23 protein-coding genes are annotated in these 26,345 nt (G+C 63.1%); 8 read left to right on the top strand and 15 right to left on the bottom strand.

Annotated elements, in window-relative coordinates; all coding sequences use genetic code 11:
• Positions 1 to 176 precede the first annotated feature (176 nt).
• Positions 177 to 1,799 carry an MFS transporter gene (locus DWF74_RS28485; RefSeq protein WP_102864361.1) on the top strand — a complete coding sequence of 541 codons (1,623 nt, stop codon included), beginning with the start codon at positions 177 to 179 and terminating at the stop codon, positions 1,797 to 1,799.
• Positions 1,800 to 1,845: 46 nt separating this feature from the next.
• On the opposite strand, the gene DWF74_RS28480 is transcribed toward DWF74_RS28485, so the two are convergent.
• Positions 1,846 to 2,025 carry a hypothetical protein gene (locus tag DWF74_RS28480; protein ID WP_115582217.1) on the bottom strand — a complete coding sequence of 60 codons (180 nt, stop codon included), beginning with the start codon at positions 2,023 to 2,025 and terminating at the stop codon, positions 1,846 to 1,848.
• Between DWF74_RS28480 and DWF74_RS28475 the strand changes: the two genes are divergently transcribed.
• Complete coding sequence (locus tag DWF74_RS28475; RefSeq protein ID WP_115582216.1) at positions 2,024 to 2,767, top strand: glycine-rich domain-containing protein; 744 nt, start codon at positions 2,024 to 2,026, stop codon at positions 2,765 to 2,767. The two genes, DWF74_RS28480 and DWF74_RS28475, sit on opposite strands and share 2 nt — an antisense overlap.
• A 50-nt stretch (positions 2,768 to 2,817) precedes the next feature.
• Here the strand turns inward: DWF74_RS28475 and DWF74_RS28470 are convergent, their stop codons facing one another.
• Complete coding sequence (locus tag DWF74_RS28470; protein WP_240321978.1) at positions 2,818 to 4,269, bottom strand: serralysin family metalloprotease; 1,452 nt, start codon at positions 4,267 to 4,269, stop codon at positions 2,818 to 2,820.
• A gap of 282 nt (positions 4,270 to 4,551) precedes the next feature.
• Between DWF74_RS28470 and DWF74_RS28465 the strand changes: the two genes are divergently transcribed.
• The gene (locus DWF74_RS28465) at positions 4,552 to 4,848 is read left to right on the top strand and encodes a hypothetical protein (RefSeq protein ID WP_102864359.1); all 297 of its coding nucleotides are present in this window, start codon (positions 4,552 to 4,554) and stop codon (positions 4,846 to 4,848) included.
• Between the two features lie 6 nt (positions 4,849 to 4,854).
• Here DWF74_RS28465 and DWF74_RS28460 read toward each other — a convergent pair whose 3' ends face one another.
• Positions 4,855 to 7,215 (bottom strand): DNA polymerase II, encoded by a 2,361-nt coding sequence (locus tag DWF74_RS28460; protein ID WP_115582215.1) that lies wholly within the window; start codon positions 7,213 to 7,215, stop codon positions 4,855 to 4,857.
• A gap of 568 nt (positions 7,216 to 7,783) precedes the next feature.
• On the opposite strand from DWF74_RS28460, the gene DWF74_RS28455 reads away from it, so the two are divergent.
• Positions 7,784 to 8,113, top strand: a complete 330-nt coding sequence (locus DWF74_RS28455) for a hypothetical protein (protein ID WP_016968704.1) — start codon at positions 7,784 to 7,786, stop codon at positions 8,111 to 8,113.
• 228 nt (positions 8,114 to 8,341) lie between these two features.
• Here the strand turns inward: DWF74_RS28455 and DWF74_RS28450 are convergent, their stop codons facing one another.
• Genes DWF74_RS28450 through DWF74_RS28430 form a run of 5 tightly spaced genes read right to left on the bottom strand, consistent with a single transcriptional unit; the run spans position 8,342 to position 13,061 of the window.
• Positions 8,342 to 9,067 (bottom strand): YczE/YyaS/YitT family protein, encoded by a 726-nt coding sequence (locus tag DWF74_RS28450; RefSeq protein ID WP_102864357.1) that lies wholly within the window; start codon positions 9,065 to 9,067, stop codon positions 8,342 to 8,344.
• Between the two features lie 55 nt (positions 9,068 to 9,122).
• Positions 9,123 to 10,055 (bottom strand): ROK family protein, encoded by a 933-nt coding sequence (locus DWF74_RS28445; RefSeq protein WP_102864356.1) that lies wholly within the window; start codon positions 10,053 to 10,055, stop codon positions 9,123 to 9,125.
• The gene (locus tag DWF74_RS28440; protein ID WP_162884140.1) at positions 10,055 to 10,798 is read right to left on the bottom strand and encodes an SDR family NAD(P)-dependent oxidoreductase; all 744 of its coding nucleotides are present in this window, start codon (positions 10,796 to 10,798) and stop codon (positions 10,055 to 10,057) included. Before DWF74_RS28440 ends, DWF74_RS28445 begins: the two co-directional genes overlap by 1 nt.
• Before the next feature lie 23 nt (positions 10,799 to 10,821).
• Positions 10,822 to 11,781: a transglutaminase domain-containing protein gene (locus tag DWF74_RS28435; RefSeq protein ID WP_115582214.1), complete on the bottom strand. Its 960-nt coding sequence runs from the start codon at positions 11,779 to 11,781 to the stop codon at positions 10,822 to 10,824.
• Positions 11,778 to 13,061 (bottom strand): alkaline phosphatase family protein, encoded by a 1,284-nt coding sequence (locus DWF74_RS28430; RefSeq protein ID WP_115582213.1) that lies wholly within the window; start codon positions 13,059 to 13,061, stop codon positions 11,778 to 11,780. Before DWF74_RS28430 ends, DWF74_RS28435 begins: the two co-directional genes overlap by 4 nt.
• A 615-nt stretch (positions 13,062 to 13,676) precedes the next feature.
• Between DWF74_RS28430 and DWF74_RS28425 the strand changes: the two genes are divergently transcribed.
• From DWF74_RS28425 to DWF74_RS28410, 4 genes are read left to right on the top strand one after another with little or no spacing between them, the layout of a single operon-like run.
• Complete coding sequence (locus DWF74_RS28425; RefSeq protein WP_102864352.1) at positions 13,677 to 14,885, top strand: DegT/DnrJ/EryC1/StrS family aminotransferase; 1,209 nt, start codon at positions 13,677 to 13,679, stop codon at positions 14,883 to 14,885.
• The gene (locus DWF74_RS28420; protein WP_102864351.1) at positions 14,882 to 15,958 is read left to right on the top strand and encodes a Gfo/Idh/MocA family protein; all 1,077 of its coding nucleotides are present in this window, start codon (positions 14,882 to 14,884) and stop codon (positions 15,956 to 15,958) included. Before DWF74_RS28425 ends, DWF74_RS28420 begins: the two co-directional genes overlap by 4 nt.
• Before the next feature lie 28 nt (positions 15,959 to 15,986).
• The gene (locus DWF74_RS28415) at positions 15,987 to 17,366 is read left to right on the top strand and encodes an MATE family efflux transporter (RefSeq protein ID WP_102879846.1); all 1,380 of its coding nucleotides are present in this window, start codon (positions 15,987 to 15,989) and stop codon (positions 17,364 to 17,366) included.
• Entirely contained in the window at positions 17,366 to 18,238 is an 873-nt protein-coding gene (locus DWF74_RS28410; RefSeq protein WP_115582212.1) for a glycosyltransferase family 2 protein, read from the top strand. The genes DWF74_RS28415 and DWF74_RS28410 overlap by 1 nt, the downstream gene beginning before the upstream one ends.
• Here DWF74_RS28410 and DWF74_RS28405 read toward each other — a convergent pair.
• From DWF74_RS28405 to cysC, 7 genes are all read right to left on the bottom strand, one after another.
• A complete protein-coding gene (locus tag DWF74_RS28405) occupies positions 18,178 to 18,939 on the bottom strand; it encodes a PIG-L deacetylase family protein (RefSeq protein ID WP_162884139.1) in 762 nt (253 codons plus the stop codon). The genes DWF74_RS28410 and DWF74_RS28405 overlap by 61 nt on opposite strands.
• On the bottom strand, positions 18,929 to 20,035 hold the full coding sequence (locus tag DWF74_RS28400) for a bis-aminopropyl spermidine synthase family protein (protein ID WP_162884138.1): 1,107 nt from the start codon (positions 20,033 to 20,035) through the stop codon (positions 18,929 to 18,931). The genes DWF74_RS28405 and DWF74_RS28400 overlap by 11 nt, the downstream gene beginning before the upstream one ends.
• Before the next feature lie 84 nt (positions 20,036 to 20,119).
• Positions 20,120 to 21,289, bottom strand: coding sequence for a hypothetical protein (locus tag DWF74_RS28395; RefSeq protein WP_102864346.1), 1,170 nt, complete (start codon positions 21,287 to 21,289; stop codon positions 20,120 to 20,122).
• Positions 21,290 to 21,343: 54 nt separating this feature from the next.
• Positions 21,344 to 22,555 carry a hypothetical protein gene (locus DWF74_RS28390; RefSeq protein ID WP_102864345.1) on the bottom strand — a complete coding sequence of 404 codons (1,212 nt, stop codon included), beginning with the start codon at positions 22,553 to 22,555 and terminating at the stop codon, positions 21,344 to 21,346.
• Complete coding sequence (locus DWF74_RS28385) at positions 22,552 to 23,355, bottom strand: outer membrane lipoprotein-sorting protein (RefSeq protein ID WP_102864344.1); 804 nt, start codon at positions 23,353 to 23,355, stop codon at positions 22,552 to 22,554. Before DWF74_RS28385 ends, DWF74_RS28390 begins: the two co-directional genes overlap by 4 nt.
• Positions 23,356 to 23,386: 31 nt before the next feature.
• On the bottom strand, positions 23,387 to 25,711 hold the full coding sequence (locus DWF74_RS28380) for an efflux RND transporter permease subunit (protein WP_115582210.1): 2,325 nt from the start codon (positions 25,709 to 25,711) through the stop codon (positions 23,387 to 23,389).
• Complete coding sequence (gene cysC, locus DWF74_RS28375; protein WP_115582209.1) at positions 25,711 to 26,334, bottom strand: adenylyl-sulfate kinase; 624 nt, start codon at positions 26,332 to 26,334, stop codon at positions 25,711 to 25,713. The genes DWF74_RS28380 and cysC overlap by 1 nt, the downstream gene beginning before the upstream one ends.
• Between the last annotated feature and the right edge of the window lie 11 nt (positions 26,335 to 26,345).

The following is a 26,345-nucleotide window of genomic DNA, read 5'->3' as shown; positions in this document are numbered from 1 at the left end:
GCGAAGGCGTCCACAAGGCCGGACCCCGGCTCAAGGGCCTCTTCGCTGGCAAGCCAGCTCCTGCGCTCGGGAGGTAAACGAGGGTTCATCGCACGGTCGCGGTGAATCGCAACAACGGCGCCGGTCACGGCGCCGGCAGTGGAACAACAACAATAATCACTGTAAGGAAGCCCCCTATGTCAGAACACGCTCAGCCTCTCAATGCGTCCCTGGACGACTGCGCCGCCAAGGGCAGTCAGAAGGTGATCTTCGCCTCGTCACTCGGCACGGTGTTCGAGTGGTATGACTTCTTTCTCTATGGCGCCCTGGCGGCGGTGATCAGCAAGCAGTTCTTCGCCGGGGTCAACGACACCACGGCGTTCATCTTCGCCCTCATGGCCTTCGCCGCCGGCTTCGTGGTGCGCCCCTTCGGCGCCCTGGTGTTCGGTCGCCTGGGGGACATGATCGGCCGCAAGTACACCTTCCTCGCCACCATCGTCCTCATGGGAGTGGCGACTTTCGCCGTGGGCCTGCTGCCCAACTACGCCAGCATCGGCATCGCCGCACCGATCATCCTGGTGGCCCTGCGCATGCTCCAGGGCCTGGCCCTGGGCGGGGAGTACGGCGGTGCCGCCACCTATGTGGCCGAGCACGCGCCCCAGGGCAAGCGCGGTCTGCACACCAGTTGGATCCAGTCCACCGCGACCCTCGGCCTGCTGCTGTCGCTGCTGGTGGTACTGGCTTGTCGCTACTTCACCGGCGATCAATTCGAGGTCTGGGGCTGGCGCCTGCCGTTCCTGCTGTCCATCGTCCTGCTGGGCATCTCCACCTGGATCCGCATGAGCCTGCACGAGTCGCCGGCGTTCCTGAAAATGAAGGAAGAAGGCCGTGCCAGCAAGGCGCCGATCCGCGAGTCCTTCGGCAAATGGGAAAACCTCAAGGTGGTGCTGATCGCCCTGTTCAGCATCAACGCCGGGCAGGCGGTGACCTTCTATGCCGCGCAGTTCTACGTGTTGTTCTTCCTCACCCAGTTCCTCAAGATGGACCCGGCCCTGGCCAACAGCCTGCTGATCATCAGCGTGGTGATCGGCGCGCCGATGTTCATCTTCTTTGGCTGGCTCTCGGACAAGGTCGGCCGCAAGCCGGTGCTGATGCTCGGCCTGTTGCTGGCCACCGTGCTGTATTTCCCGATCTTCAAGGCCCTGGCCCATTACGCCAACCCGGCCATCGACCAGGCCAGCCGCCAGGCGCCCATCAGCGTCAGCGCCGACCCGGCCACCTGCACCTTCCAGTTCGACCCGGTGGGCAAGGCGCGCTTCGACAGCCCCTGCGACAAGGTCAAGACCTTCCTGGTGAAACAGGGCCTGCCCTACAGCAGCATCGCCGCCCCGGCCGGCAGCCCGGTGCAGGTCAGCGTCGGTGACGTGAAGATCAACGGCTTCGACGAAGCGGCGCTGCGTGGCGCGGTGACCCTGGCCGGCTATCCGCAGCAGGCGGACACACAGAACGTCAACAAGCCCATGGTGGTGCTGTTGATCGTGGCGCTGATCCTGATTGCCGCCATGTGCTACGGCCCGCTGGCAGCGCTGATGGTGGAGCTGTTCCCGACCCGTATCCGCTACACCTCGATGTCCCTGCCCTACCACATTGGCAACGGCTGGTTTGGCGGCTTCCTGCCCACCGTGTCCTTTGCCCTGGTGGTGTACACCGGCGATATCTTCTACGGCCTGTGGTACCCGGTGCTGATTACCGGGGTCAGCCTGGTGGTGGGCTTGCTGTGTTTGCGTGAGACCCGGGATATCGATATCGACCACGTCTGACGGGGCCTTTCACGGGCGAGCAGGATTGCGTAGGAGCCGGCGGCTGTCAGGTGTTGTTGCAGCCGCTGGCGATGGTGTCTTGGTTAGAGGTGCTGGACTGCGACAGTTCCAGGTTCCACTCGGGCGGGTTGCCGGTGATCGTCAAGGGCGGCATCGATGGGACGGCTTGAATATCGCGCTGCTTTGCGCCACTGTCTCGGCACTTTTTCCGGCGGAGACCGAGCATGCTGTTGATCCTTCCTGCAGTGGTGGTCCTGGCCTTGATCCTGGTGTTCTGGCGCCGTCAGAACACCCTCACCGCGTTGCGTCGGGAAGCTCATATCCGCAACTTCACCTTGCCACCACGGCTGTTCGAGCCCCTGCGCACCCAGCATCCGCACCTGAGCCTCAAGGACTGCCAACTGGTGGCCCAGGGCCTGCGCCAGTTCTTCCTCGCCTACCTCAAGGGCGGCCAGCACTACGTGTCGATGCCGTCCCAGGTGGTGGACGACCTGTGGCATGAATTCATCTTGCATACCCGGGACTACCAGGCCTTCTGCAACAAGGCCTTCGGCCAGTTCCTCCATCACACCCCCGCTGCGGTGCTCGGCAAGAACGCTGCGCGAAAAAGTGACAACGGCCTGCGTCAGGTCTGGCGCCAGGCCTGCCTGGAAGAAAACATCAATCCGGCCAAACCCAGCCGCCTGCCGCTGCTGTTCGCCCTGGATGCCAAGCTGAAGATCGCCCGGGGCTTTCACTACGTCGCTGACTGCCAAGCCCTGCGGCGTCTGACGGATAACGGCAGCACGACCACAGTGATCCACTGCGGCAGCGACCTGCACAGCAGTTCCTTCGACAGCGATTCCTCCAATAGCAGCTCTGACAGCGACAACTCGCGTTTGGGCGGCGACGCAGACAGTGGCAGCGATGGCGGCGGTGACAGCGGCGGTTGCGGGGGTGGCGGTTGTGGCGGCGGCGGGGGTGACTGACATTCAGTGAAGAGCGGCGCCTTGGCGCCGCTCCCGTCACACAGCGTTGATCAGGCGATGATGTCGGTGACGGCCGCCTGGCCCACGGTGCCCACGGCAAAGTCCACCGCGCCATGACCGGTCAGGTCGATCATCAGGCTGGTCTGGTTGGTCTCGGCGAAGTAGGTGAGGATCGCGTCGCCGGCGTGGCCAGTGAAGCCGCTGACGAAGTTCAGGGTGGCGCCGGTGGAGGCAAACAGGCCGCTGAGGTCGATCTTGTCCTCGCCACTGGCGAAATCCATGATCCAGTCCGGGGCGTCGAAGGTCGAATCCGCAGCCGCGCCGTAGACAAAAGTGTCGGCCCCCGCCCCACCCCACAGGCTATCGCCGCCGCCACCGCCGTAGAGGATGTCGTTGCCGGCACCGCCTTCGAGGATGTTTGCCGCAGCGTTGCCGATCAGCAGGTCATTACCGGAACCGCCGATGGCGTTTTCCACGGTCACGCCATGGGCGATGGAGACGTTGCCCACCAGGCCGCCGACATCGGAGAAACCACCCTCGTTGAGGTTGATTTTCTGGTTCTGGGTGAAGCCGGAGAAGTCCAGGGTATCGTTGCCGCCACCGTCCCAGACCGCGAACACCAGTTTGTCGGAGGCGCTATGGGCGCTGTAGAAATCACGCTCGGTGTTGGAGTTGAAGCCATAGACCGTGTTGTCGGCACGGGTCTCGTGGTTGGCGCCATAGAGCTTCTGCACCGCGACGATATCGTCCAGCAACGGCGCCGAGGCGTAGGCACCGCCGCCGTCCTTGCTGAAGTTCTGCCCGGTGTGGCTCTCGCTCCAGTAGCTCATCAGGCTGTAGCCGCGGGTGTCCTGGGCGTAGGTGACATCGTTGTAGGTGGGGCTACCGCTGCCGGCGTTGTACACACCCGGATGGGACAGGCCGAGGCTGTGGCCGATCTCGTGGGTCAGGGTCTGGCGACCATAGTTGCCATTGCCCGGAGTTTCGTTGACCCGGTACTGGTCGTTGATCAGGTACCAGGACTGGCCGTCATAGCTGCTGCCGGACGGCAGGTAGGCGAAGGCCGCGCCGCCGGTGCTGACGTTGTAGTTGCCGAAGCTCAGGTGGCCGTCACCGCCCTTGGCGGACTCGCTGAAGGTGACGTTGGCCACGTCCGACCAGGACTGCAGGGCCAGGAAGGCCTGAGCCTTCTGCAGCGCGCTGAACTCGCTGAAACTGCCCAGGGCCGGGTTGTAGTTGGCTGGTTTTTCCGTGAGGAAGCTGTAGCTCAGGTCGATCTTGCCGTCGCCATTCTGGTCGTGCCAGGACAGGCCCTTGCGCAGGATCGAGTCGGCGGCCTGGTCGGCGGTGAACGATGGCTTGCCGTTCACCAGTTCGCTGCCGCCCCGGTCATACAGATGGCTGAAGGCGTGGACCTGCTGGTAGGCATTACTGCCCGCTGCGAGCGGGTCGATCCCGTAACCGATGGTTTCAGGAAGTGCTTTGGATAGTGCGTTTGACATTGTTACGTCCTTGTTCCAGACAAAAAATTTCCGATAGAACAGCCACGACCCCGCCTGCGAGATCGTCCTATCACTCGCCCATTGAGGCCCAGGAAACCTGACACAGACGTCAACGGCGAGTCCACGGTTTTTTTTGTCCGACAAAAGCCCGAAAACCGCTCTGCCCCGGGGTAAATATTCCACTCGCGCACAGCTCTGGCAGCCGATAGGCTAAGCCCCCATCCGGGGTTGCAAAGGGCCGCTCAGGCCTCTGCCTCCAGGCTGTTCCACGAGGAGTCCGCAATGCGCAAAATCCTGCTGCTGGGCACTTTGATGATGTTCACCGGCGCCGCCCACGCCGAAGCTGTACCGCTGTTCAACGTCTCCTGCCCCGGCAATCTGGCCGTCAGTGCCGACCAGGGCGGTCCGATTTACATCAACGGCAAAGTGGTCAAGAGCCGCGCCGTGGATGACCGGCATTTCCAGGTCAAGACGCCGGAAACGAGCCTGACCATCAGCGTCGAGGACGACGATTCAGTGAGCGTGAAGTACAGCGACAAACACGGTGCCAGTGGCCTGTGCGAAGCCGTGGACGACTGAGGCGCCTCAGAACAGGCCCATCTGCCCGCCCACCAGGGTGCTGAAGTCGTCCTGCACGAACGGCAGGATGGCGTCTGCCACCGGTTGCAGTTGCCGGGTCAGGTAGTGCTCGTAGTCGATGGCCGCGCGGCGGTTTTCCAGGGGCTCGGGGCCGGCCAGGGTGATCACGTAGCTGATCCAGCCACCGTTCTGGTACTGCAGGGGCCGGCCCTGCTCGCGGTTGTACTCGTCCGCCAGGCGCGCCGCGCGCACATGGGGCGGCACGTTGCGCTCGTAGTCGTCCAGGGGACGGCGCAGGCGCTTGCGGTAGATCAGCAAATCGTCCAGTTGCCCGGCCAGGGTGCGTTGCACATAGTCGCGCACATAGTCCTGATAGGGCTGGCGGTGGAAGATGCGCTGGTACAGCTCCTGCTGGAATTCCCGGGCCAGGGGCGACCAGTCGGTGCGCACGGTCTCCAGGCCCTTGTAGACCATCTCCTGACTGCCATCGGCGCGCTGCACCAGGCCGGCGTAACGCTTCTTGCTGCCCTCCTCGGCGCCGCGGATGGTGGGCATCAGAAAGCGTTTGTAGTGGGTTTCGAACTGCAGCTCCAAGGCGCTGTCCAGGCCGTATTGCTGCTGCAGATGCTCGCGCCACCACTGATTGACGTGGGCCACCAGGCCGCGGCCGATCAGCGCCGCCTGCTCCTCGTCATGCAGGCTGCCGAGCCAGACGAAGGTGGAGTCGGTATCGCCATAGATCACTTGATGGCCCTGGGCTTCGATCAACTGCCGGGTACGGGCCATGATCTCGTGGCCACGCAAGGTGATGGATGACGCCAGGCGTGGATCGAAGAAGCGGCAGCCGCTGGAGCCGAGCACGCCGTAGAAGGCGTTCATGATGATCTTCAGGGCCTGGGACAATGGCGCGTTGTGCTCGCGCTTGGCCACTTCGCGGCCCTCGGCGACCCGGGTCACGATCGAGGGCAGGCAATGTCGGGTACGGGAGAAACGCGCGCCGCGAAAGCCTGGCACCGAGTGCGGGTCATCCGGTTGACGCAGGCCCTCCACCAGCCCCACCGGGTCGATCAGGAAACTGCGGATGATCGAGGGGTACAGACTCTTGTAGTCCAGCACCAGCACCGACTCGTAGAACCCGGGCCGCGAATCCATGACAAAACCGCCGGGGCTGGCCTGGGGCGGCAGCTCGCCGAGATTGGGCGCGACAAAGCCCTGGCGATGCATCAGCGGCATGTACAGGTGAGTGAAGGCCGCCACCGAGCCACCGCTGCGGTCGGCGGGCAGGCCGGTGACCGTGGCCCGCTCCAGCAGGAAGGTCAGCAGCTCGGTCTTGGCGAAGATCCGCGTCACCAGCTCGCAGTCCTTGAGGTTGTAGCGGGCCAGGGCCGGCTTGTCCTCGGCGAACATGCGGTTGATTTCGTCCATGCGCTGGTAGGGGTTGTCGATGGACTTGCCCTCCCCCAGCAGCGTCTGGGCCACGTTCTCCAGGCTGAAGGACGGGAAACTCCAAGTCGCCGAACGCAATGCCTCGATGCCGTCGATGATCAAGCGCCCGGCGGCCGAGGCGAAGTAATGGGTGCGGCTGCCGTGCTCGCGCCATTGCATTTCCTCGCCACCACGCCCCAGGCGCAGGGGCACGGCCAGGCGCCGGGCATGTTCGTGAAGCACCCGCAGGTCGAACTGCACCAGGTTCCAGCCAATGATCGCGTCGGGGTCGTGCTCGGCCAGCCACTGGTTGAGTTTCTCCAGCAACTGCTCGCGGCTGGCGCAGAACTCCAGGTCGAAGTCCACCGGGCTGTCGTCCTCCCGGGCCTTGCCGAGCATGTACACCTGGCGCTGGCCACACCCCTCCAGCGCAATGGAGTACAACTCACCGCGCTCGCTGGTTTCGATGTCCAGGGACACCAGCTTGAGGGTCGGGCGGTAGTCCGGCGCCGGCTTCATCTGCGCCTCAAGCAGCAGGCCGTCGGGCCCTGGCTGGCCGCCAAAGGACACCGGCGCGGTAATGAAACGCTCCATCAGGTAGCGCTCGGGCGGACGAACGTCGCCCTCGAACACCTCGACACCGGCACGGCGCAGGGTCTTGTCCAGGCGCATCAGCTGATTGTGCTGCGGGCAGTACATGCCCAGCACCGGGCGCTGGTGGAAGTCCCGCAACTGCAAGGGGCGCAGCTGGACATCCGGGTCGTCGGCCAGCAAACGCTCGGCCTGGGCCCGCTGGGCCGCCGGAACAAAGGCCACGGACGTTTGCAACGGCAAGCGGATACGGCGCGGCCCCTGATCGGTGGCCAGCCAGAATTCGACTTCCGTGCCCGCCGGCGTGTCGCGCCAGTGCCGGGTCAGGACGAAGCCTTGTTGTACATCCACCGCTGCAACCTCAGAACATTTCAAGGCGCCGATTCTACCTGCCCTGACCGGCATTGGGGGGCCTGAGTGATGGCTTTTCGGCTTTTGTCAGACAATATGTAGTGCCTTAAAATTTTCACTACAAAACCGTTGACGAGAGGATTTCGCCCTTGCATGATGCAGGCGTCCCCCCGATCGGGGGACGAGGCAAAGGTGTTATGAGCAAGCTCGTCTGACCGCCGAGCTGTGACCCGGATGTGTACTGCCCACAAGGCAGATTGATGAAACTGACCTGGCATTGATCGTCCAGAACAAGGACAGCAAGCTAGCGAGAACTCTTCAAGATGCTTGTGGCCGATGGTGGGAATGTCGGCAGCTTCATCCAGGTTTACGCTGCTTCTCTTCGTTGTGACGCTATTGCGTAGCAGTTAATCAAGGCAACTACACGCATCAGGCTCTGGGCCTTATCTGTATCCGACAGACACCCTCTGTCGCCCTGTTTCCGGTATCAGGGTTCAACTTACCGACGTAGCAAGATGAATTAGCGAATCAACTTAGATAGATCGATAAATGGTCAAGGGGGCTACAAATGAATCTTAATAATCAACCCACTATTGATGAATTGGCACGTATGTTCGCCGCACAGAAAGACAGCCACGACAGCCACATCCTGTGGATTGCCAAGTCGGGCCAAGTGCATATCGACTGCCTGTCGCCCCATAGCCATGAAGCAGAGTTCGACCAGAACAACCAGGAACTGGCGGCCCGCCTGAAGATGTACCGCCGCGGCCAGGGCTACGTCGGCAAGAAAGCCGCCGCCGACAAAGACTTCATCGGTCGGGTCCTGGAGACCCTGAAAGCCGAATGGCAATCGCTGCGGGACAAGTCGGAAGTTCGGGTTATTGATCGGTTTTGTTGAGTACCTTGTGTGATCAACGGGTTGAACCCCCGTTGATCCACCCTCTTCCTGGAACAACTGCAACACGGCACATAACCAACTTCTGCGTGTTGCAGCCCACCTCTAGCAACTTTCACTCCCCTCATGACTTGCCACAGCGTTGCAACAAGTGGCTCGGAACTTCCCTGACGCGCCTGTTTCTCGACCATTCGATCCGGCACCTGGGCATGCTCTTCGAGCACAGCGGCCTTACTTGCCAGTGAGCGACGCCGGAGGGACGAAATACACATCGCGGCGCTTTAGCCCATAGTTGCCCATGCGCAGGTAACGCTCGTTCATGTTCATGAAGGGCTTGATCATCGGCGCGATGATCAATAGAAACGCGATGGTCCCGATGCCGAATGGCCCACCCATGAACCAGCCGAGGACAAAGACCGAAATCTCCAGAACCATCTTCGCCAGGGTGAAGGACCAACCGAGTTTGTTCATCATGCTGATCACCAGCAAATCGATGACCCGGATGCCGATCCCGCTCATGATGATCAGCGCCGAGGAATAAGCGCACAGCCCCAAGCCAATGGCGAGCAGCACATAAGGCCCCAGGGCCGCCGCCAACACCTCGTCAAACTCCAGAAACAGCCAGAGATCGATGAACAGTCCGGTCAGGGTCGTGGTCACAAAGGGACTGATCGGCGGCCACTGCCTGTTCCACAGTGCCCACCAGAGCAACAAGCCCACGGAGAACAATGCAGAACAAGCCCCCAGTCCCACCTGCAGATGATTGTTCAAGGCGATGACAAACACATCCAGTGGATCGGTGCCCAATCGGCTGACAATAAAGAACAGTGCCCCCAGCGAAAAGATCATCACGCCTATCAAGTACATCGCCAGCCGACTCGGCGTCAGCCAGGCACGCACAGAGGCGGCCAGGACTTTCTTGAGGCGCTTGGGCTCGTGGATTGGTTCGTTGATCATATCGTTTGCCTTTTCTCAGAATGGATACATCCGTTGTGTCCTGCCATGCGCCCATTCACCTCGAGCTCATGGAGATAAAACTCATGCCGTTGCTGACATGGCGAATGCTGACCCTGGAGTTGTCGATGCCACCTTCGCAAATCTCGTTCTGCACTTCGTGGCTGGCCTGGGCCAGATACAACCCGCCCAGCACCGAGGCTTCGGTGCCCTGGGGGGAATGCATCACCAGGGGCGGATTCAAGGAGGGTTTCAGGTAGCCCGGCTCGCGCAGCAGCATGCCCACCTGATGGGGAATTTCCGGGAAGCGTCCGAGCATGCCCCCGCCAAGGCAGATCACCTCCACCCGGAACAGCTCCACCAGGTTGGCCGTGGCCAGCGCCAGGGCCTGTACCGCCCGCAAGCGCCAGTGGTTAAGCGTGGCCTCATCGGAAAAGCCCATCGAGGCGACAAACTTGTCCAGTGAACGGAACGACGCATAGGCCTGCAGACAACCCGCCCGTCCACAACTGCAGGGCGCTCCTCCGGGCCAGACCAGCAGGTGTCCCAATTCGCGATCGGGCAACATGCGGCCCTGATAGACCACGCCGCCACCAACCCCGGTGCCCAGGGAAAAATGCACCAGGTTGGAGGCACGCATGACCGTGGCATCGCCGAAAGTCGCCGCCGTTCCGTCATCGCACCAGATCACCCGTTCGACCCCCTCGATGCGAAAAGCCGGGCCGATGGCCAGGCCTTCCCAGTCGGGTCGATTGGGCCAGCGAATGATTGTGCCGTCGGCATTGATCGTCGGCGCGCTGGCAATCACCAGGCAATTGATCGGGCCGTACAGCGCTATTTGCTGGCACAACAGGACCACCGCCTGTTCAAGAATGCTTTGCGGAACACAACCGGCCGGAATCTCGATGCGCTCACGCTGCACAACGCGTCCGGCGATGCTGAAGTGAAGGGCCATCTTGCTGCCGCCCAGGTCGATACTTGCGCAATGCATCAGAAACGCCCTCCGCCATCGACCGCGATCACCGCACCGTTGATATAGGAGGCCCGGGCCGAGGCGAGAAAGCCGACCACTGCCGCCACTTCCTCGGGGCGTCCCAAGCGTCGCAGGCCAATACGCTGGCACACCTGCTGTTCCTCGGCGGCGCTGTAATGGGTCGGTGGTCCGGCCACGGCCCCCGGAGCTACCACATTGACGGTGATGCCGAACCCACCGACCTCAAAGGCCAGTGATCGGGCGTAACCATGCAGCGCCGCCTTGGACGCGGCATAAAGGCTTTGCCCGGGCATCCCGCTCTCGCCGGCCAGTGACCCCAGGAGCACCACGCGCCCGGCTCGCTGCCCCAGCATCGGCCGCACAACCTGACGCACCAGGCGGATCGTGGCCTCGACATTGAGTTCGAACAGCGGGTCGCCATCGAGTTGATTGCTGAGCAGGGCAGACTTGCGCAACATCTTCCCGGCACAACAGACCAAGGCATGAATCGGCCTTGAGTCAGCGGCCAGGGTGACCAGCATCCTTGAGGTATCTTCTGCGCATGTCAGGTCGCAAGCGACCGGAATCAGTGTGCCAGGCAGCTCCGCGGTCTCGGCGACCAGGGCTTGCATACGCTCGATGTTGTGTTGATAGACCCCGAAGACCCAAGCGCCTTCGCGGACCAGCTCTTCACATATCGCAGCGCCCAGCACACCTGAAGCCCCTGTGACAAGGCACACCCGTCCATTCAGTTCCAGCATGATTTTCCCTATCTGCAATCGATTTAAACAGGCAGCTGAACCGCTACCCTGTATGACACCTGGTACTGCGTGGTTCCTGCCGTCGCCACAGGAAGCTGGCGAAAGTACTTGTCTTCGAAGCAGCTCAGGCAGGGAGCTCCGTTGTGGTCGTAGGATTCGACAACGCACAGCCTCAACAGCGCGCCCAGCGGTGACCTGTGCAGCGGCCATTGATCACAGACAAGCCCCGCCTGCTGTGACAGCAGGCGGATCATCAAGGGGTCCACGGCAATCCACTCACCACAGATCTGCAGTTCGGCCCAGTAATGGCCGGTGGCATAGGGGGAACTGAGCAGCAGGCCGAATACCTGCCTGGCAGGCAAGCCGAGTGCCTTGGCCCGCTCAACCAGCAGTTTCGAGAAGCCACCGCATTCGGCCAGCTTATGCCGGCTCATGAATTCAATATCCCAACGAACTCCGTCATGCAGCATGTAGAACTGCATGCCGGCACTGACCTCTTCGATCAGCTCCCGAAACGGACTCGGCAGGAGCCGCATTTGGCCCGGTATGACTAGGCATTGGCGATAGAAGTCACCGCCCTGCGGTGCCTCCAGCACACACAGGCGCTCCGCGGCGGTCAGCACCTGGATCGGCCCCTGGGGCGGCTGTTTCTCGTTGAGCGTATACACCAGTTCAACCTGTCGCTGACGATCGGACTGGCGAAACGCCGTGGCCCAACTGCGCATGGCCAGTTTGTGCAACGACGGCAAGCGCAGGTGCAGGGACAGGCTGTACAGATCGTCAGGATCGAAGAACTCGTCGTGCTCCTGAATACGCGACACCAGGCCGATGGACTTCAGTGTCTGCAAGTCACTGTCGACAAAGCCATAGAGCCCCGCCTCCCCTGCCGCCACGCTGAACCGGCGATGGTGATCCTCGACCTTGCCCAGATTATCGAGAACAGCTTGCGCCAACGGCTGCCGAACAAGCGCCAGGCTGGTCATGCGAAGCTCGTCATTTCACATTGGGCAGCCGCCTGACAACCACTCAGCCCGGCGATTGTCGGGGCGATCTGTTGCAGTTGAAGGGGCCCCGGCGCGACCTTGATCCTGGCCCCATCCAGCAGCACGAAGCCGCAGTCGCGATGCCATCCCGACTGCGCGGTGCGGCGCACGTGGTTGGCCCAGCGCGGATCGCCCAAAGGTGGGCGCTTGGGGTCCGCCGGAGTCACGATCAGGCTCGGGGCCAGGTGAGTATGGGGGCCCTGGTACACCTCCTCCCGGGCACGGACGCTGGCCAGCGCCGGCTGCCCATCGGCAAAGCGGATGTCACTCAGGCATTGCATCACCGCCTGGCGTTGAGCAGCGCTGGCGCGCCCTTCATTGCACAGGTCGGCGCACAACATCACCCCATGGGAACCCTGCACCGTCTCCAGGGCGACGCTGCGCTTGAGGTCAACCTGCCCCTGCTCGTCGAGCACTTGCAGGCCCGCGGCCCGCAAGTGCTGATCGATGGAGAAGAACCCCGCCAGTTCGCCGAAGCCCATTTCGGAAAACACCAGCATCGACTCTGGAGCCAGGGACTGCAGACGCTCGCAGGCACGGTCGATGAAGTCATAAGCGCGCAGAATCTGCGGGCGCTGCGCGGGCTCGGACTCAAGCATTTCGTACCACATGAAATGTGACAGACGATCGGCCAGGGTCAGGTTGACGATCATCACATCCGCCTCTTGCGCAAGCGCCATGGCGCTGTCGAGCTGATGCTCGGCAATCCGGAAGGCCTGGGCTGCGAACTCGTCGAAGGGCTGCCCGGTGTAGAACAGCGAAACGTCATGGGCGTAGCGCACCCCCTGGGCATTCAGGTCGCGCAGCAGGCTGCGCGGGTGGCTGGTATTCATTGAGTTGTGCATCGGGTAGGTAATCAGCGTGCCATTGAGCGGCCGCGGCGGATGGGTGAGCTGCACATTGACCACCGCAAAACGCTGACCGGCCATTTCCGGCCACTCCCAAAGCCGGGGCGCCATGACATCGGTGGTTTCGAGAATCCGCGGAATCTCCCCCGAACTGTGGGCGCTCCAGTAGGAAAAGCAGCCATGCCGACCCGGGTTGACCCCCGAGAAAGCGGTCGCCAGGTTGCTTGGCTCATAGGGCACCGGCCCACAATTCAAATGCCGATAAGAGTGCGCGCCCAAGCGCTGCGAGAACCATGGAAGCCGGCCTTTGGCAACTTCGGACTCCAGTACCAGTGGGTCCATCCCTTCGGCAATGACAATCAATGTCTTCATAATATCAATTAGCCTCTTATCATCCCTGAATCCGGCAAACTTAGTGAATACCGAACCAACACTTAGACATGACCGCAAAGTGACAATCCCTTTGCAATATCGCGAATACCACCCTGTCAAGAAAGCGAATAAAAGGCAGAAAGACACAAACCACTCCTTTATTTAAAAAGGAGAGCTGCATATAAATTCCCAGATATGAAACGACACTTCCTTGACGTCAGCTATTCTTATAAAGCGCGCCTACGCCCGCCACCAACCCACCTCAAAGCCATTCAGAACGGGGGCTTCAGGACAAATCAGCTATTTCCGATTTTTTAACACAGGGATTAATTCGGACACGACAACTGCAACTCCGAGAGTATTTCACAATATTACAAAGGATTACTAAAAATAACCTTGCACCCAGCTTTTAATCCCATGTTATCTTCACGGCGACTCTGAAAATAACAACTAGGGAAGCACCACCCACGAACTACAAAACCTATAGCACGACACATTTGGCAGCCCAACTACAACTTCAGGAAAGACACTTTAAACACCGGGACTTCTTCCAAAACATCCCGGTAAACATCTGCTTGCCTGTTTATTTATCAACCTTTCCAAGGGAATGGATGTATGACCCTGGCTATTGATGGCGGTACCCCTGTTCGACAAACCCCTTATCCCGGCTGGCCACAGTTTGGCGCCGAAGAGGAAAGCGCTCTGCTGCGCAGCCTGCATCAGGGCCAGTGGTGGCGCATGCAAGGCTGCGAAAACCTGGACTTCGAACAGGCCTTCGCGCAGATGCACGGCGCCCATTCGGCCTTTGCGGTGAGCAACGGCACAGTGGCGATCGAAATCGCCCTGCAAGCCGCAGGCATCGGTGCCGGTGACGAGGTCATAGTGCCGGCGTTCACCTTCATCTCCACCTCGATGGCCTGCCAGCGTATCGGTGCCACCGCGATTGCCGTGGATGTACTGCCCGACACGCTGTGCATCGACCCGGCCGCCGTGCTGGCGAACATCGGCCCCCGCACCCGAGCCATCATTCCAGTACACATGGCTGGGCACATGTGCGACATGCTCAGCCTGTCGAGAATCGCCGACCAGCATCGGCTGGTGATCATCCAGGACGCCGCCCATGCCCACGGCGCGCGGGGCTACGCAGATACCGGGATCGGCGAGTATGGCTCCCTGGCCTGCTTCAGTTTCCAGAACTTCAAGCTGATGACCGCCGGTGAAGGCGGCCTGGTCCTGTGCCCCAACGAAGAGCTGCGCGAGAAGGTCTTCCTGTATGGCAATTGCGGGCGTCCGCTGGGTGATCGCAGCTATCAGCACACCGTGGTCGGCACCAATGCCCGGTTGAGCGAGTTCAGCGCCGCGGTGCTTGGTGTCCAGCTTTCACGCCTGGAGCAACAGACCCGTGTGCGCCAGCACAACGCCCGGCTCCTGAGTGACACCCTGGCCCGCCAGGGACTGGTCACCGCACAGGTGCGCACCCAAGATGCCCACACCCATCCCTATTACATGTTCCTGTTCACCCTCAACGACCTCCCGGGCCAGCGCGCGCTGGATCGCAACCGGGTGGTGGACTGCCTGGTGGCCGAAGGCATCCCGGCGTTCCGCTCCTACCAGGCGCTGTACCGCATTCCCAGCTTCTGGCAGGCACCGGCACCGACCCGGCAGGACCTGGCCCAATGCATCGCCTCCTGTCCGGTGACCGAGCACATGGCACAACGAGGTATCTGGATCCATCACCGCGCCCTGCTCGGCAATGAACAGGACACCCTGGACATCGCCACGGCCATCGCCAAGGTCCACCAGCATCTGGCCGGCGAACGATGATCGAGCCCCGTATAGCCCTCGTCGGAGCCGGCTGGGTGGTGCGCAATGTCTGGGCACCACTGCTGGTGCAACACAATGCGCACATTGTCTCGGTGATCGATCCACAGACCGATGCGAGTACGGCCTTCCCTGCCATGTCGCCTGGCCCGCGCTGGCATCGCTGCATGAGTGACCAGGCGTTGCACAATTGCAATCTGGCCCTGATCTGCTCGCCCAACGTGCATCACGTGCAGCAGGCCTTGAGGGCCATGGGCCAGGGATTGCACGTGATCCTGGAAAAACCCGCCTGCCTGTCCTCCGCGGATGCCGAACAGTTGATCCGCTGCAGCCGTGAAACCGGTGCCGAACTCCTGGTCAGCGCCGCGGCGGCCCACCGCAGCGACGTTCGCGCCATGGCCGCGGCCCGGGGCGCGCTGGGCACACTGCACTGCATCGATGTCAGCTGGCGTCGGCGCCGTGGGGTGCCGCGCCCGGGCTCCTGGTTCACCCAGGCCAGCCAGGCCCTGGCCGGCTCGGGCGCGGACCTGGGCTGGCACCTGCTGGAGGTGGCTCTGCATGCACTGGACTATCCGTTGATCGACGCGGCCTTGTGCAACCATGTGCCGGCGACCGCCGATGAAGCTCAACAGCAGGCCACCTGGCGTGGCGACCAGGGCCCGGGAGGCGCGATCGAAGTCGAGTCGCAGTCATTCAGTTGCCTGCAGGCCCGGGGCGGCACGCTGGTGCGCATGAGTACTGCCTGGGCCAGCCACCAGGAGCACGATGAAACCCGTATCACCCTGTACGGCAGCGCCGGTGAGCTGTGTTTGCGCACCACCTTCGGCTTCAGCCAGAACCGCATCCAACAGCCGAGCCTGACCCTGACCGTGGACGGCACCCAGACCTCTCTGGCCTTCGCCGCCGAGGACAACCTCGCGCCCTACCGGGACTTCCTCGGCAGCCGCATCGCCAGCCTGGGCACTTGTGCGCAGACCCGCGAACACGAGTACCGCAAGCTGCGCTCGCTGGCCTCGGCGATGTCCGCCCTCTACCCCCATCTCACGCCATCTTGCACCGCCCGGCCAGATCACTGACCGGGCACCGCAGCCAGGAGCCACTCCCATGGCCAGTTCCACACCGCTCAAAGACAAGTTGCTGCAACTCTCCAAACTCTCGGGGCCGATCGTCGTGTCGCGCATCGGCTTCCTGTTGCTGTCCCTGGTGGACACCATCATGGTCGGGCGCTATGCCACCGAGTCGCTGGCTGCGATCTCCATCACCCACGCGATTGCCGACACCTACATGCTGATTGCCGCCGGGTTGCTGTTCGGCATCCTGGTCATGGGCTCGATCGCCATCGGCCAGCAGGACCCGCGCGCCGCCGGCCTGGCCGCCCAGCGCGGAGTGGTCCAGGCCCTCGGTCTCGGGCTGGCCTGCGCCCTGGCCAGTGTCGCCAGCCTGCCCTTGCTCGCGCGGTTCGGGGTGCAGGCGGAGCTGGCCGCGGCCATCGCCGAACTGATGGTCATCGTAGCGCTGGGGTTGCCGGCGATCCTGATCTACATCGCCTACTCGTTTTTCCTCGAAGGCATCTCTCGCCCCATGCCCGCCACCCTGGTCATCCTGGGCGGCAACCTGGTCAACGCGGTGCTGTGCTACGCCATGGTCTACGGCGAGTTCGGCCTGCCGGAAATGGGCGCCCTGGGCTCAGCCTGGTGCACCACCATTGTCCGGCTGTTGATGGCACTGGCGATCGTGCTGTATGTGCACCGGATCATGGCTGACCGTGACGATTTCGCGATCAACCAGCGTTTTCGCTGGGCCTGGCCGCAATGGCAGATGCAGCGCCGCATCGGTTACGGCGGCGGCTTGAGCTTCGGCATCGAAGCCCTGGCCTTCATGCTCATCGCGGTCATGGCCGCAGTGGCCTCGCCATTAATTGCCGCTGCCTGCGCGGTGCTGGTCAATATCCGCTCAATCCTGTTCATGATTCCCATGGGGGTCGGCTTTGCCACCTCGATCCAGGTGGGCATGGCCCACGGCAACCGCGACCTGCCGGACATCAAGCTGTCGACCCGCGCCGGGCTGCTGCTGGGGGTGTCCCTGAGCACCCTCTGCGCCCTGGTCCTGGCGGCCCTGCCGGAACCGTTGCTGGCGCAATACAGCCATGACTCGCAACTGCTGGCCGTGGCCCTGCCGAGCATGCTGCTACTGGCCCTGGCGCTGCCCTTCGATGCCTGGCAGGGAATCATGTCCAATGCCCTGCGCGGACGCGAAGACGCCATGGCCCCCACCCTGATCCATGCCATTGCCTACCTGCTGCTGATGGTGCCCCTGGGCTGGCTGCTGACCCTGCACTGGCAGCGCGGCCTCAATGGTCTGGTGGAAGCCATGCTGATCGGCAACCTGATCGCTGCGGTGCTCATGACCCAGCGCCACCACCAACTGAACCACCAGCCCGGCCAGGCTGGCCCTGCCAGCGACTTGCGCGACGAAGGTGCCTGATGCAGCTCTCCGTGATCATTCCGGTGCATGCCAAGGCCGAGCGCCTGCGCCTGACCCTGGCCAGCCTGCAGCGCCAACAGGCACGCTGTGAATTCGAGACCGTGATCGTCGCCGACGGCGCCCAGCCCGCCGTACTGGCCCTGGTCGAATCCTTGCCGGACGTACGGCTGCTCAGTTCGCCGGGCCTGGGGCGCGCAGCGGCGAGGAATCTTGGGGCCAGTGTCGCCAGGGGTGAGATCCTGCTGTTTCTCGACGATGACATCCTGGTCCAGGACGGTTTCTTCGAGGCCCACCTGCAGGCCCAGCAGACACACAGCGGCCTGGTACACGGCCGGCTGCGGGAACTGATTGCCCTGGGTCCGGTGAGCGATCCGGCCCTGGGCACCGTCGGCTGCCCACCGATCCTGGTGGAAGACTTGCTGGCCGGGCGCTGGACACCACAGAGCGCGCGGACCCTGGCCAATCCCCTGGAGCAGGCCGCAGAACATCCACGGGCCAGCCAGTGGCCATGGCTGGCCAGTGCCGGGGCGAACATCTCCCTGTCGCGCAGCGCCTGGCGCCAAGCAGGCGGGTTCGATGCGTCCTATGGCCGACGCTGGGGCATGGAAGACCTGGACCTGGGCTACCGCTTGTGGCGGGCCGGGGTCAGGCTGAGCCTGGAACCCCGCGCCTGCGGTTACCACATGTCCCATCACAATCCCCAGCGCTGGGAGGACCATCGGCATAACCTGCAACTGTTCCAGGCCCAGGCACCAATCGCCGAGGCCCTGGCCCTGGACGAACTGCTCTCGCCCACCGGCTCGGTGCAGCGCTACATCGCCCGGGTCGACCAGATCCGGCAGAACGCCGTGTCCCCCTGTACGCGGCAGTGACGCTGCAGGGCCTGGAGAAAACGGCCCTGACCGGCGAACAGCATCAGCACCTGGGAGCGGTAGCACAGCGCCGCCTCGCGCCACGCCGGCCAGGAACAGGCAATATCCCGGGCTTGCAGCTGCAGGCCCAAGGCCCGCACATGCCCCTGCAGCGCCTGCTGCGACAACTGCTCGGCATAGGGAAACTCACTGTAGAAATACACCCGGTTAGGCAGCTCGCGGGCCAGGCGATGGGTCAGGCAATGGTCGACATGCCCCCCGATGGCCAGCGGCGCGCAGACCACATCCTGCGGCCGTAGAAAACCTTGCAGCGCAGCCACCAGGGCAGCCTCCGGGGCTGGCCAGGAGGCCGGGGTGCTGTCCAGGAACAGCGACTGCAGGCTGGCATGCGCAAAACCTCCGCCCTGATCCAGACGCAATGCACCATCCGTTGCCTCCAGGTTCGAACAGCCGTAGCCGAGGACTGCGGCGGCACGCCGATCCTCGGCGCGACGTTGCCCGGGCGTGGAAAAACAGCGCCAGCGCTGCTCCGGCGCACGGGCCCGGGTCAGCCCCGCCGGGGCGTCGCCGGCAAACAGGCTCAACAGCTCAATCTCCTGCCGCGGCGCCCAGCGTGCCAGGCCGCTGCCCAGGGACCAGACCCCATCGTCCGGGTGCGGCGACAGCACCACCACCCGGCCATTGCCGGCCTCACTGGGCATTGGCGGTGCTGCCTGCGTACAACTGGCCCAAGCGCAGGAACCGGGAGATCTCCCGGTCATTGCGCTCCACCACCCGGCAGCGGCCCATCTTCAGGGGCGAGAGCTGGATGTCCGGGAAGTTGCGCATCTGCACCCAGGACAGGTGGGAAAAGGCCTGGTACAGCGCCTGCAGTTCACGCTCGCACGCCTGCACTCGCAACACCGGCGGCACCTCGGCCAGGCGTTGCGCGCTGGCGCTGAAGGCTTCCTCGAAGGCACTGCACACATGGGTTTCGGGACAGGGCACGCAGTAGTCCAGGTACAGACCAAAGCGCAGCAGCGCCTGATGCATCTCGACCTCCTGCCTGACCTGCTCCACTGACAGCACATCGTGACTGCCGAAGTTGAGGTAGCCGCTGCGCATGGCCGGTGGCGCCTTGAGTGCCTGCAAGGCGCGACAGACGAACATCAGCAAGCCTCCCAGGTCCTTGAAACCATTGACCGCAAAGCAGTCGAACTGCCCGACCAGGCTCTGGGGCAAGGGCTGGAAGACATCGTACTGAACCACCTCGATGTTATTGAAACCCTGCTGCGCCGCGACCCGGGCAATGGTCGCCAGCAACTGCGGGTCGATGTCCGCCACGACGATCCGTCGGCGATAACCATGTACCGCGAGGAACAGCGAGAACAACGCGTCATCCCCCAACAGCAACAGCGCCTCGTGATTCAAGTCGCCCAGGCTCTGCATGATCTTGTAACGACGGATCAAGGTTTCGTAGGTCTCGACGGACTGGCTGTACTGGCTCTGCTTGTCACTGATGAGATCGGTGAGGATCTCGCGAAAATGCGGGTTCAGGCGCAGGCTGTCGTCGCCCACCAGATGCAGGCCGCAGCCCGGCAGCGGAGTCTCATCCGGCCCCTCCCGGACAAAGCGCTGCGGCGAGCCTCCCGGCACCACGCGCAGCTGTCCCTCGGCCAGCAGTTGCGCCAGGCACCAGAGCACCTGCCGCACCGTCAGGCGCGACGACAGCAATTGATAGACCCGTTGGGGGGTGGCGAGTTTGGACAGCAGGTCGTCCAGTGCGGCGGGGTCCGCGGGTAAAGCGCTGGGCAGCATCGCCAGTCCTGTCTGTAGATCCGATCGAGTTGCCGCGAGTGTGCGCATGCAGCCTCCTGTATGCCTGGTTGAAGTGAGATGCCGTCAGAGCACGGCGTGCAGAATGTTCCCGGCACAACGGCCGTGAAAGAAGTTGACCCCGACTTCCAGGGTCGCGCCGCGCCGGTCGGAAAACCCCAGCCCGGTGCCGAACAACCCGCGCACCGCTTGGCCGCCCACCGTCAGTTCGTGGCTCTGCGGGTGCTTGCACAGGTTGCCGTCGCGCTGGTCCAGGCGCAGTTGACGGCCCTGGGCATCCAGCAGCCCGGGCAATCGGGGTCGGTAACCGGTGGCATTGATCAACAGCGCACCGCGGGCGAGCCAGGGTTGCGGATCGGTGGAGCCGATGTGCAAGACGACACTGGCGCGCGCGCCAGCCTCGATCTGCAGCAGGGTGTCCTGGGCGGCACCGCGCAAGCCGCAGAAGCGGTTGACCTCGCCACTGTCCTCATCCACCCGGTCCTGGGCCCCCAATGGCGCGGCAACCCGGGTCGAGGCCGCCCACAATGCCGGGCGGCGACGGCACAGGACCTGGATCGACCCCAGGCCGAGCAGTCCGGTGAAACGCTCAAGCAGGTAGCCGACCACGGAAAAGGCGCTATGACTGCCCCCCAGCACCACCACTGGCCGCCCTTGCTCCAGGGTCTGGCGCAGGATCGGGTCAACCCGCCCCCGCAGCACCCGGTCGGAGCACAGCACCGAAGTGGCCGGCATCGCCTCCTGCGGTTGCAGGTCACGCACCCGGGCGCCACAGGCCAGCACCAGGTAACGGCTGGAACTGTTACCCCAGCCACCACTGACCGTGAAGCCATCCGCCTCGCATCGGACGTCCTCGACCCCGTGGGCAAAATGGATCGCCGCTCTGGGGTGAGCCTGACAGCGCTCGATGATCACCTGCGCCAGTTGACGCAGAAACGCCGAGACCTGCACCAGGGGCACTACCTGCTCCGGAACCTGCAGCCAGCGTTGGACCTGGGGTTGATCCAGGCACTGGGCAAACACCCCGTCGCGGCGAATGCCGCCAAGAAAATCGGCAATCGGCGAATTGGCTTCGATTTCGTAGCCCAGGCCATCCCACTGCTCCAGGGAGGCACTGCGCTCATGCACCTGCAACCCGCAGTCGAGCAATTGCTGCAAACGGCCATTGCGATCTGCAGTAATGAACAGACCCAGGGCCGCGGGCCCGAATCCGATGATCTGTAGCAAGGTATCCATGGCGTTATCCCTTTAAGCAATTGCATGGGATCGGCCCGGCGCGCGCCGGTACGATCAGAATGAATAGGAAAGCTCCAACGCCACGTGGGAATCGCTGGCCAGCGCATCCCAGACCACGTCGCTCGCGGAACTGTTGATCAGCGCCGCGCTGACACCGGCCCGCACTGCATCGCTGAGCCCCAGGTCGAGGGAGGCGCTGAGCATGTTGTTGCGCAGATCGGACGCCTGCGCGGTGTAGCCCAGGAACACCGAGGACAAATGGGCATCGTTGAGTTCCAGACGCGCCCCCAACAGGAACTTGCGATCAAAGATGCTCACCGGGGCCAGGGGCTGGTCACGGTCGTGGTGGTATTCACCGATCAGGCTCAGGTCGGCATCGCGCCAGGCCCGGTTAATCGCGTATTCGAGCCCCACCGACAGCTTGCGCGAGCTGTAGGCATTGTCGCTAACCCGCTGATCCAGGGCCTCGAGCTTGTACAACCATTGTTCCCTGACCCAGATCGCATCCAGCCCCCATTGCGTGACCTCGGTGTACTGGGCCACCAGGCTGTCACCTTCGGCGCGCAATGCCGGCGACCGATTGGTGCCCTTGAAGTAGCTCAGGCCGATGTCCAGGTCGGCCACCGAGACGAAATAACGCGCCGCCAGATCCAGGGAATCCGGATCGGCACCGTGGATGTACTCGGCCGCTGGCTGGACCCGGTAAGCGGCAAACCGCGCCGGCTCGCTGTAGAACTGCACCGGTTCGAAGCCGTCGAGCAGGTACAGGCTCAGATGCCCGGGCCCCAGGGTGCTGCCCAGCTTGATGGCTTTCTGCGAGAGCTTTTCTTCCGGTTGCAGACCGTCGAGGTTGTCGTAGGTGTTGATCACATCCACCAGTTGGCGGGTCTCCATGACACCCCAATGCTCCTTGATCCGCCCCACTTTCAGCTCACGGTTGTCCTGCTCGAGGAGCACGAACAGCTCATCCCAATAGAAACTCGGCCGCGGGTCCCTGGACCCGCTCTCCAGGTAGCGCGGGTTGACCACCAGGCGCAGGCGCAGGCTGTCCCAGCTCTGCAGGTACTGGTAGTCCAGGCCCAGTTGCGCGGTGCCGGACAGCTGCCCATCGTCGACGCCTTCGGCCGGCGATGAGCTGAAGAAGTAGCGCTTGAGCGCGATCTTCGCCGACAACCCCTGCTCCGCCTCGGCCTGCACCTGGGTGACGCTCCAGCACAGCCCCAGCATCAACGCCTGGAGCCTGCGGTGGACCTTGCCTGGATTCATTGCGTCAGGTTTCCAAGCCTTGCAGGTTCAAAAGCGTCCTCCCGGATGCCGGTGCGAAACTGCACGTCGGAACTGACCAGCACGGTTTGCCGACCGGTGATGTGATTGACCATGGTCATGTTCAGGGCACGCCAGTAGCGCCCCAGGAACAACTGGTAGTCACCCAGGGTCAGGGTCTTGAACTTGCTGCCCTTGCGGTCGTAGTACTCGGTCTTCATCTGCCGGTAGTCGGTCTTGTTGTACCAGACCCAGATCGACGAATAGCCCGAATACGGATACAGCGGCACCTGCTTGACCACCGCGCACTGGAAGTCGCCGCAGGGTTCGTCGCGCAACCATTGGTAGTCGTAGTTGCCGACTTCCATTGAGCCAATGTCCTCGTAGGAAAACTCGCTGCCCGAGAACGACCCGGAACGGTCGGCCGCCGCCACCCGTTTGACCCGCTTGAGGGCCGGCAGGTACAGCCAGACCTGATCGCCTTCCTTGATCTTGGAGTGGATCAGCACCCGGGAATTCTTGATGTTCTCCGGGGCTTCGAAGGTCAGCAGCACCTTGTCGCCCACCGCCGTGCTGGCGGTTTCGAAGCTGTTCATGCGCATGAAGCGGTCGGTGCTGGCGCCCTCCTTCTCCACCAGGGTCAGGCGGATTCTGGCACTGGTGTCCTGGTAGCCCAGGTCACTGTCGCGCCAGTGATGGGCGTATTGCTGCCCCAGTTCCTGCTCCGGGCTGGCCAGCGATGTCCCCTGGTACAGCAGTGCGCAGAGTGACAGGCAGACGCTCGATACGGCATTGCAGTTCATTGTCGATTCCTTCTCTGAATACGGGTCGGGTTCAGGCTTCGCGCGTGGCCAGTCGCGTGGCGGCGCGGCCCCACAGGAAGCGGTCAAAGGTCAGCAGCACCAGGGGCAGGCACAGAGCGTCGAAGATCAGTCCGAGGAAAATCGCGATGACTGCCAGCAGGCCGAAATCGGCGTTCATCGAAAACGGCGACAAGGTCATCACCATGAAGCCCGAGGCGAGAATCACCGCATTGGCGAACACCGACGGCAGCACATGCTGGTAGGTCAGGCGCAGTGCCTCTCGTGGCGGGTGGCCCTGCACCAGGCGCAGTTCCTTGTAGTGGCTCATGATGTGGATCGTGGCCTCGACGATCAGGCCGTAGACCACCACGCAGACATTGATCGCCGCGGTATTGATCTCACCGCGCCACAGGCCCCAGAGGCCGAACATGATGAAGAACGGAAAGACGTTGGGCAGGATGCTGATCAACCCCAGGCCGGCGTTGCGCAGGAACAGCGCGACCATCAGGGTGATGGTCACCAGTTCGAACAGCAGGCCATTGACCATGTACTCGATGCTGATGTGCGTGAGGTTGGCAAACACCACCGCCTCGCCGGTGCCCAGGCTCGGCACCAGCGCCGCACGATCGGCATGGGTCTGCCACCAGTCATCGGCCCGCTGCTTGATGTCGCGGATCTGCTGGGTGTCGAGCCGGCTCAGGGTCACCACCAGGCGCGTGGCCGACTTGTCGATGTTGATCTGGCTGCCCAGGTCGAGGCCGAACGGCAGTGACATTTCGTACACCAGCAGCATCTGTGCGGCCAACGCCGGGTCGCTGGGCAAGCGATATTCCCCGGACTGCCCGCCGTTCATGGTCTGGTTGAGCTTCTTCAGGGCATCACCGAGGGTGGTGACCGAATCGACTTCCGGCTGAGTCCTGAGCCACTGGGCGAAACGGTCCAGTTCGACGAGAAAGCCCGGATCGGAAATATCGCCCCTGGCCGAGGTGGCGACATATTCCAGGCGATAGATCCCGGACAGGTTGTCCATGGCGAACTCGGTGGCGTTGCGCACCGGGATGCTGGTGTCGAAGTTCTCCACGATCCGGTCATTGATCAGGTTGTTGCGCGCCGGCTCGATCGCCAGCACGAACAGCACCACAAACCCCAGCAGCCAAAGCTTCGGGTAGCGCAACAACGGCTCCATGTACAGCGAATAGCGCCGGCTGGCGGCCCCCTCAAGCGGCTTGAGCCGCAGCAGCGGGATCAGCACCGCGGCCACCGAAATGGTCACCAGCAACGCCATGACCGCACCGATGGCCGCCAGCACCCCGAACTCCTTGTAGGGCGGCGACGCGGCGAACACCAGGCTATAGAAACCCACGGCATTGGTCGCCGTGCCAATGGCAATCGGCTTGATGGTGTCCTTGATCGCCGCGCAGGCCAGGTCCACCCGGCGCTGGCCATACTCAGCGCTCATCTGCCGCGCGGCGGACAGCACGTGCATGATCTCCGCCACCGAGGTCGCCAGAACAATGGTCGGTAGCAGGCCGGTCAAGGCCGTCGCCTCAAAGCCCAGCCAGCCGCTGGCGCCCAGGGTCGCGGCGGTGGCCATGCTGATGGCGATCAGCACCACCAGCAGGGCGCCAAGACTGCGCAGCATCAGCACGCTCACCAGCAGAATGATCAGGTACATCAACGGCGTGAGCACCGCCATGTCTTGCTGCGCCGCTGCCGGATAGGCCGCCTCCACGGCCGCCAGCCCGGTCAGGTGCACCTGCAGTTGCGGGTTCTTGCGGGCAAAGTCATCCAGCAGGCGCTGGCCTTCGGCGGTGGCGGCCAGCGCCGCATCCAGGGTCTGTGGCGGAAACTGCAGGGTGACCAGCACCCCCAGCGTCTGGCCATCGCTGGACACCAGGCGCTTGACCAGTTCGATGTCATTGCGTCCCAGGCGCTCCATCAACTCGATGTGGGACGGCGTCAGGTCCGTGGGCTCGCGTACCAGGGCCTCGACATGCACCGTGTCGCCTTCGGCGAACACATGCTGGAAGTTGGTTACCGAGTCCACCCGATAAGCGTGGGGAATGTGCCAGGCCTGTTGCGTCAGCTCATGCAACTGCTCCAGGTACTCCCGGGTAAACACCGTGCCCTTGGGGTTCTTGATCACGAACAGCAGGGTGTCGGACTTGCCAAACTGCCGGTGCAAGGCGTCCAGTTGCTCGACGGTTTTTTCGCCCTCGGGAAAAAACGCCCGGTAGTCGGCGGCGAAGCGGATCGAGGTCATCCCCCAGGACAACCCCGCGACCAGCACCAGCACCAGGGCAAACAGCCAGAAACGGTAACGCTTGAGCACGCGCTCGAAGGTCGAAGTGGCCATCAATGATGTCCTCCACCGATGCGCCCAATGACTTCCAGCAACTGCCCGACGCCGTCGTCGACACTGCGCCCTGCCGTCTCGATCAGGCACTCGCAGGCCGTCGGCGGCTGGTAGGCACTGTCAATCCCGGTGAACTCCGGCAGCAGGCCACTGCGGGCCCTGGCATACAGGCCCTTGGGGTCGCGCGCTTCGCACAAGGCCAGAGCAGTGGCGACGTGCACCTCGATGAACGACGGCGCGGCAAACAACGCCCGCGCCCGCTCGCGGTCTTCAATGAATGGCGAAATCGCACTGACCAGGACGATGTAGCCACTGTCGTAGAACAGCCGGGCAACCTCCCCCAGGCGGCGGATATTCTCCTTGCGGTCGGCGGCGCTGAATTTCAGATCGCTGTTCAACCCGCCACGCAGGTCGTCGCCATCCAGGACCCGCACTCGTGCGCCCAACTGCCCGAGCCGCGCTTCCAGGGCCCTGGCCAGGGTCGACTTGCCGGCCCCCGAAAGGCCGGTGAACCACACACACAACGGTCCATGGACGAACCGGCCGGCCGCCTCGCCGAGGGAGGCGATAGCGCCGGTGTCGCCCTTGCCTGTGTCATCGATATTCACTGTCACGTCTCTCATAAACAGATCCA

This window comes from Pseudomonas protegens (assembly GCF_003363755.1).
GTDB classification, from domain to species: domain Bacteria; phylum Pseudomonadota; class Gammaproteobacteria; order Pseudomonadales; family Pseudomonadaceae; genus Aquipseudomonas; species Aquipseudomonas danubii.
The sequence above is the reverse complement of the archived record's forward strand: the minus strand, read 5'-3'. Positions and strand labels throughout refer to the sequence as shown.

Excerpts from the sequence above, each read along its gene's own strand:
- DWF74_RS28485 (WP_102864361.1), top strand. The coding sequence starts at position 177 with ATGTCAGAACACGCTCAGCCTCTCAATGCGTCCCTGGACGACTGCGCC.
- DWF74_RS28475 (WP_115582216.1), top strand. The coding sequence starts at position 2,024 with ATGCTGTTGATCCTTCCTGCAGTGGTGGTCCTGGCCTTGATCCTGGTG.
- DWF74_RS28480 (WP_115582217.1), bottom strand. The coding sequence starts at position 2,025 with ATGCTCGGTCTCCGCCGGAAAAAGTGCCGAGACAGTGGCGCAAAGCAG.
- DWF74_RS28470 (WP_240321978.1), bottom strand. The coding sequence starts at position 4,269 with ATGTCAAACGCACTATCCAAAGCACTTCCTGAAACCATCGGTTACGGG.
- DWF74_RS28465 (WP_102864359.1), top strand. The coding sequence starts at position 4,552 with ATGCGCAAAATCCTGCTGCTGGGCACTTTGATGATGTTCACCGGCGCC.
- DWF74_RS28455 (WP_016968704.1), top strand. The coding sequence starts at position 7,784 with ATGAATCTTAATAATCAACCCACTATTGATGAATTGGCACGTATGTTC.
- DWF74_RS28450 (WP_102864357.1), bottom strand. The coding sequence starts at position 9,067 with ATGATCAACGAACCAATCCACGAGCCCAAGCGCCTCAAGAAAGTCCTG.
- DWF74_RS28445 (WP_102864356.1), bottom strand. The coding sequence starts at position 10,055 with ATGCATTGCGCAAGTATCGACCTGGGCGGCAGCAAGATGGCCCTTCAC.
- DWF74_RS28440 (WP_162884140.1), bottom strand. The coding sequence starts at position 10,798 with ATGCTGGAACTGAATGGACGGGTGTGCCTTGTCACAGGGGCTTCAGGT.
- DWF74_RS28435 (WP_115582214.1), bottom strand. The coding sequence starts at position 11,781 with ATGACCAGCCTGGCGCTTGTTCGGCAGCCGTTGGCGCAAGCTGTTCTC.
- DWF74_RS28430 (WP_115582213.1), bottom strand. The coding sequence starts at position 13,061 with ATGAAGACATTGATTGTCATTGCCGAAGGGATGGACCCACTGGTACTG.
- DWF74_RS28425 (WP_102864352.1), top strand. The coding sequence starts at position 13,677 with ATGACCCTGGCTATTGATGGCGGTACCCCTGTTCGACAAACCCCTTAT.
- DWF74_RS28420 (WP_102864351.1), top strand. The coding sequence starts at position 14,882 with ATGATCGAGCCCCGTATAGCCCTCGTCGGAGCCGGCTGGGTGGTGCGC.
- DWF74_RS28415 (WP_102879846.1), top strand. The coding sequence starts at position 15,987 with ATGGCCAGTTCCACACCGCTCAAAGACAAGTTGCTGCAACTCTCCAAA.
- DWF74_RS28410 (WP_115582212.1), top strand. The coding sequence starts at position 17,366 with ATGCAGCTCTCCGTGATCATTCCGGTGCATGCCAAGGCCGAGCGCCTG.
- DWF74_RS28405 (WP_162884139.1), bottom strand. The coding sequence starts at position 18,939 with ATGCCCAGTGAGGCCGGCAATGGCCGGGTGGTGGTGCTGTCGCCGCAC.
- DWF74_RS28400 (WP_162884138.1), bottom strand. The coding sequence starts at position 20,035 with ATGCTGCCCAGCGCTTTACCCGCGGACCCCGCCGCACTGGACGACCTG.
- DWF74_RS28395 (WP_102864346.1), bottom strand. The coding sequence starts at position 21,289 with ATGGATACCTTGCTACAGATCATCGGATTCGGGCCCGCGGCCCTGGGT.
- DWF74_RS28390 (WP_102864345.1), bottom strand. The coding sequence starts at position 22,555 with ATGAATCCAGGCAAGGTCCACCGCAGGCTCCAGGCGTTGATGCTGGGG.
- DWF74_RS28385 (WP_102864344.1), bottom strand. The coding sequence starts at position 23,355 with ATGAACTGCAATGCCGTATCGAGCGTCTGCCTGTCACTCTGCGCACTG.
- DWF74_RS28380 (WP_115582210.1), bottom strand. The coding sequence starts at position 25,711 with ATGGCCACTTCGACCTTCGAGCGCGTGCTCAAGCGTTACCGTTTCTGG.
- cysC (WP_115582209.1), bottom strand. The coding sequence starts at position 26,334 with ATGAGAGACGTGACAGTGAATATCGATGACACAGGCAAGGGCGACACC.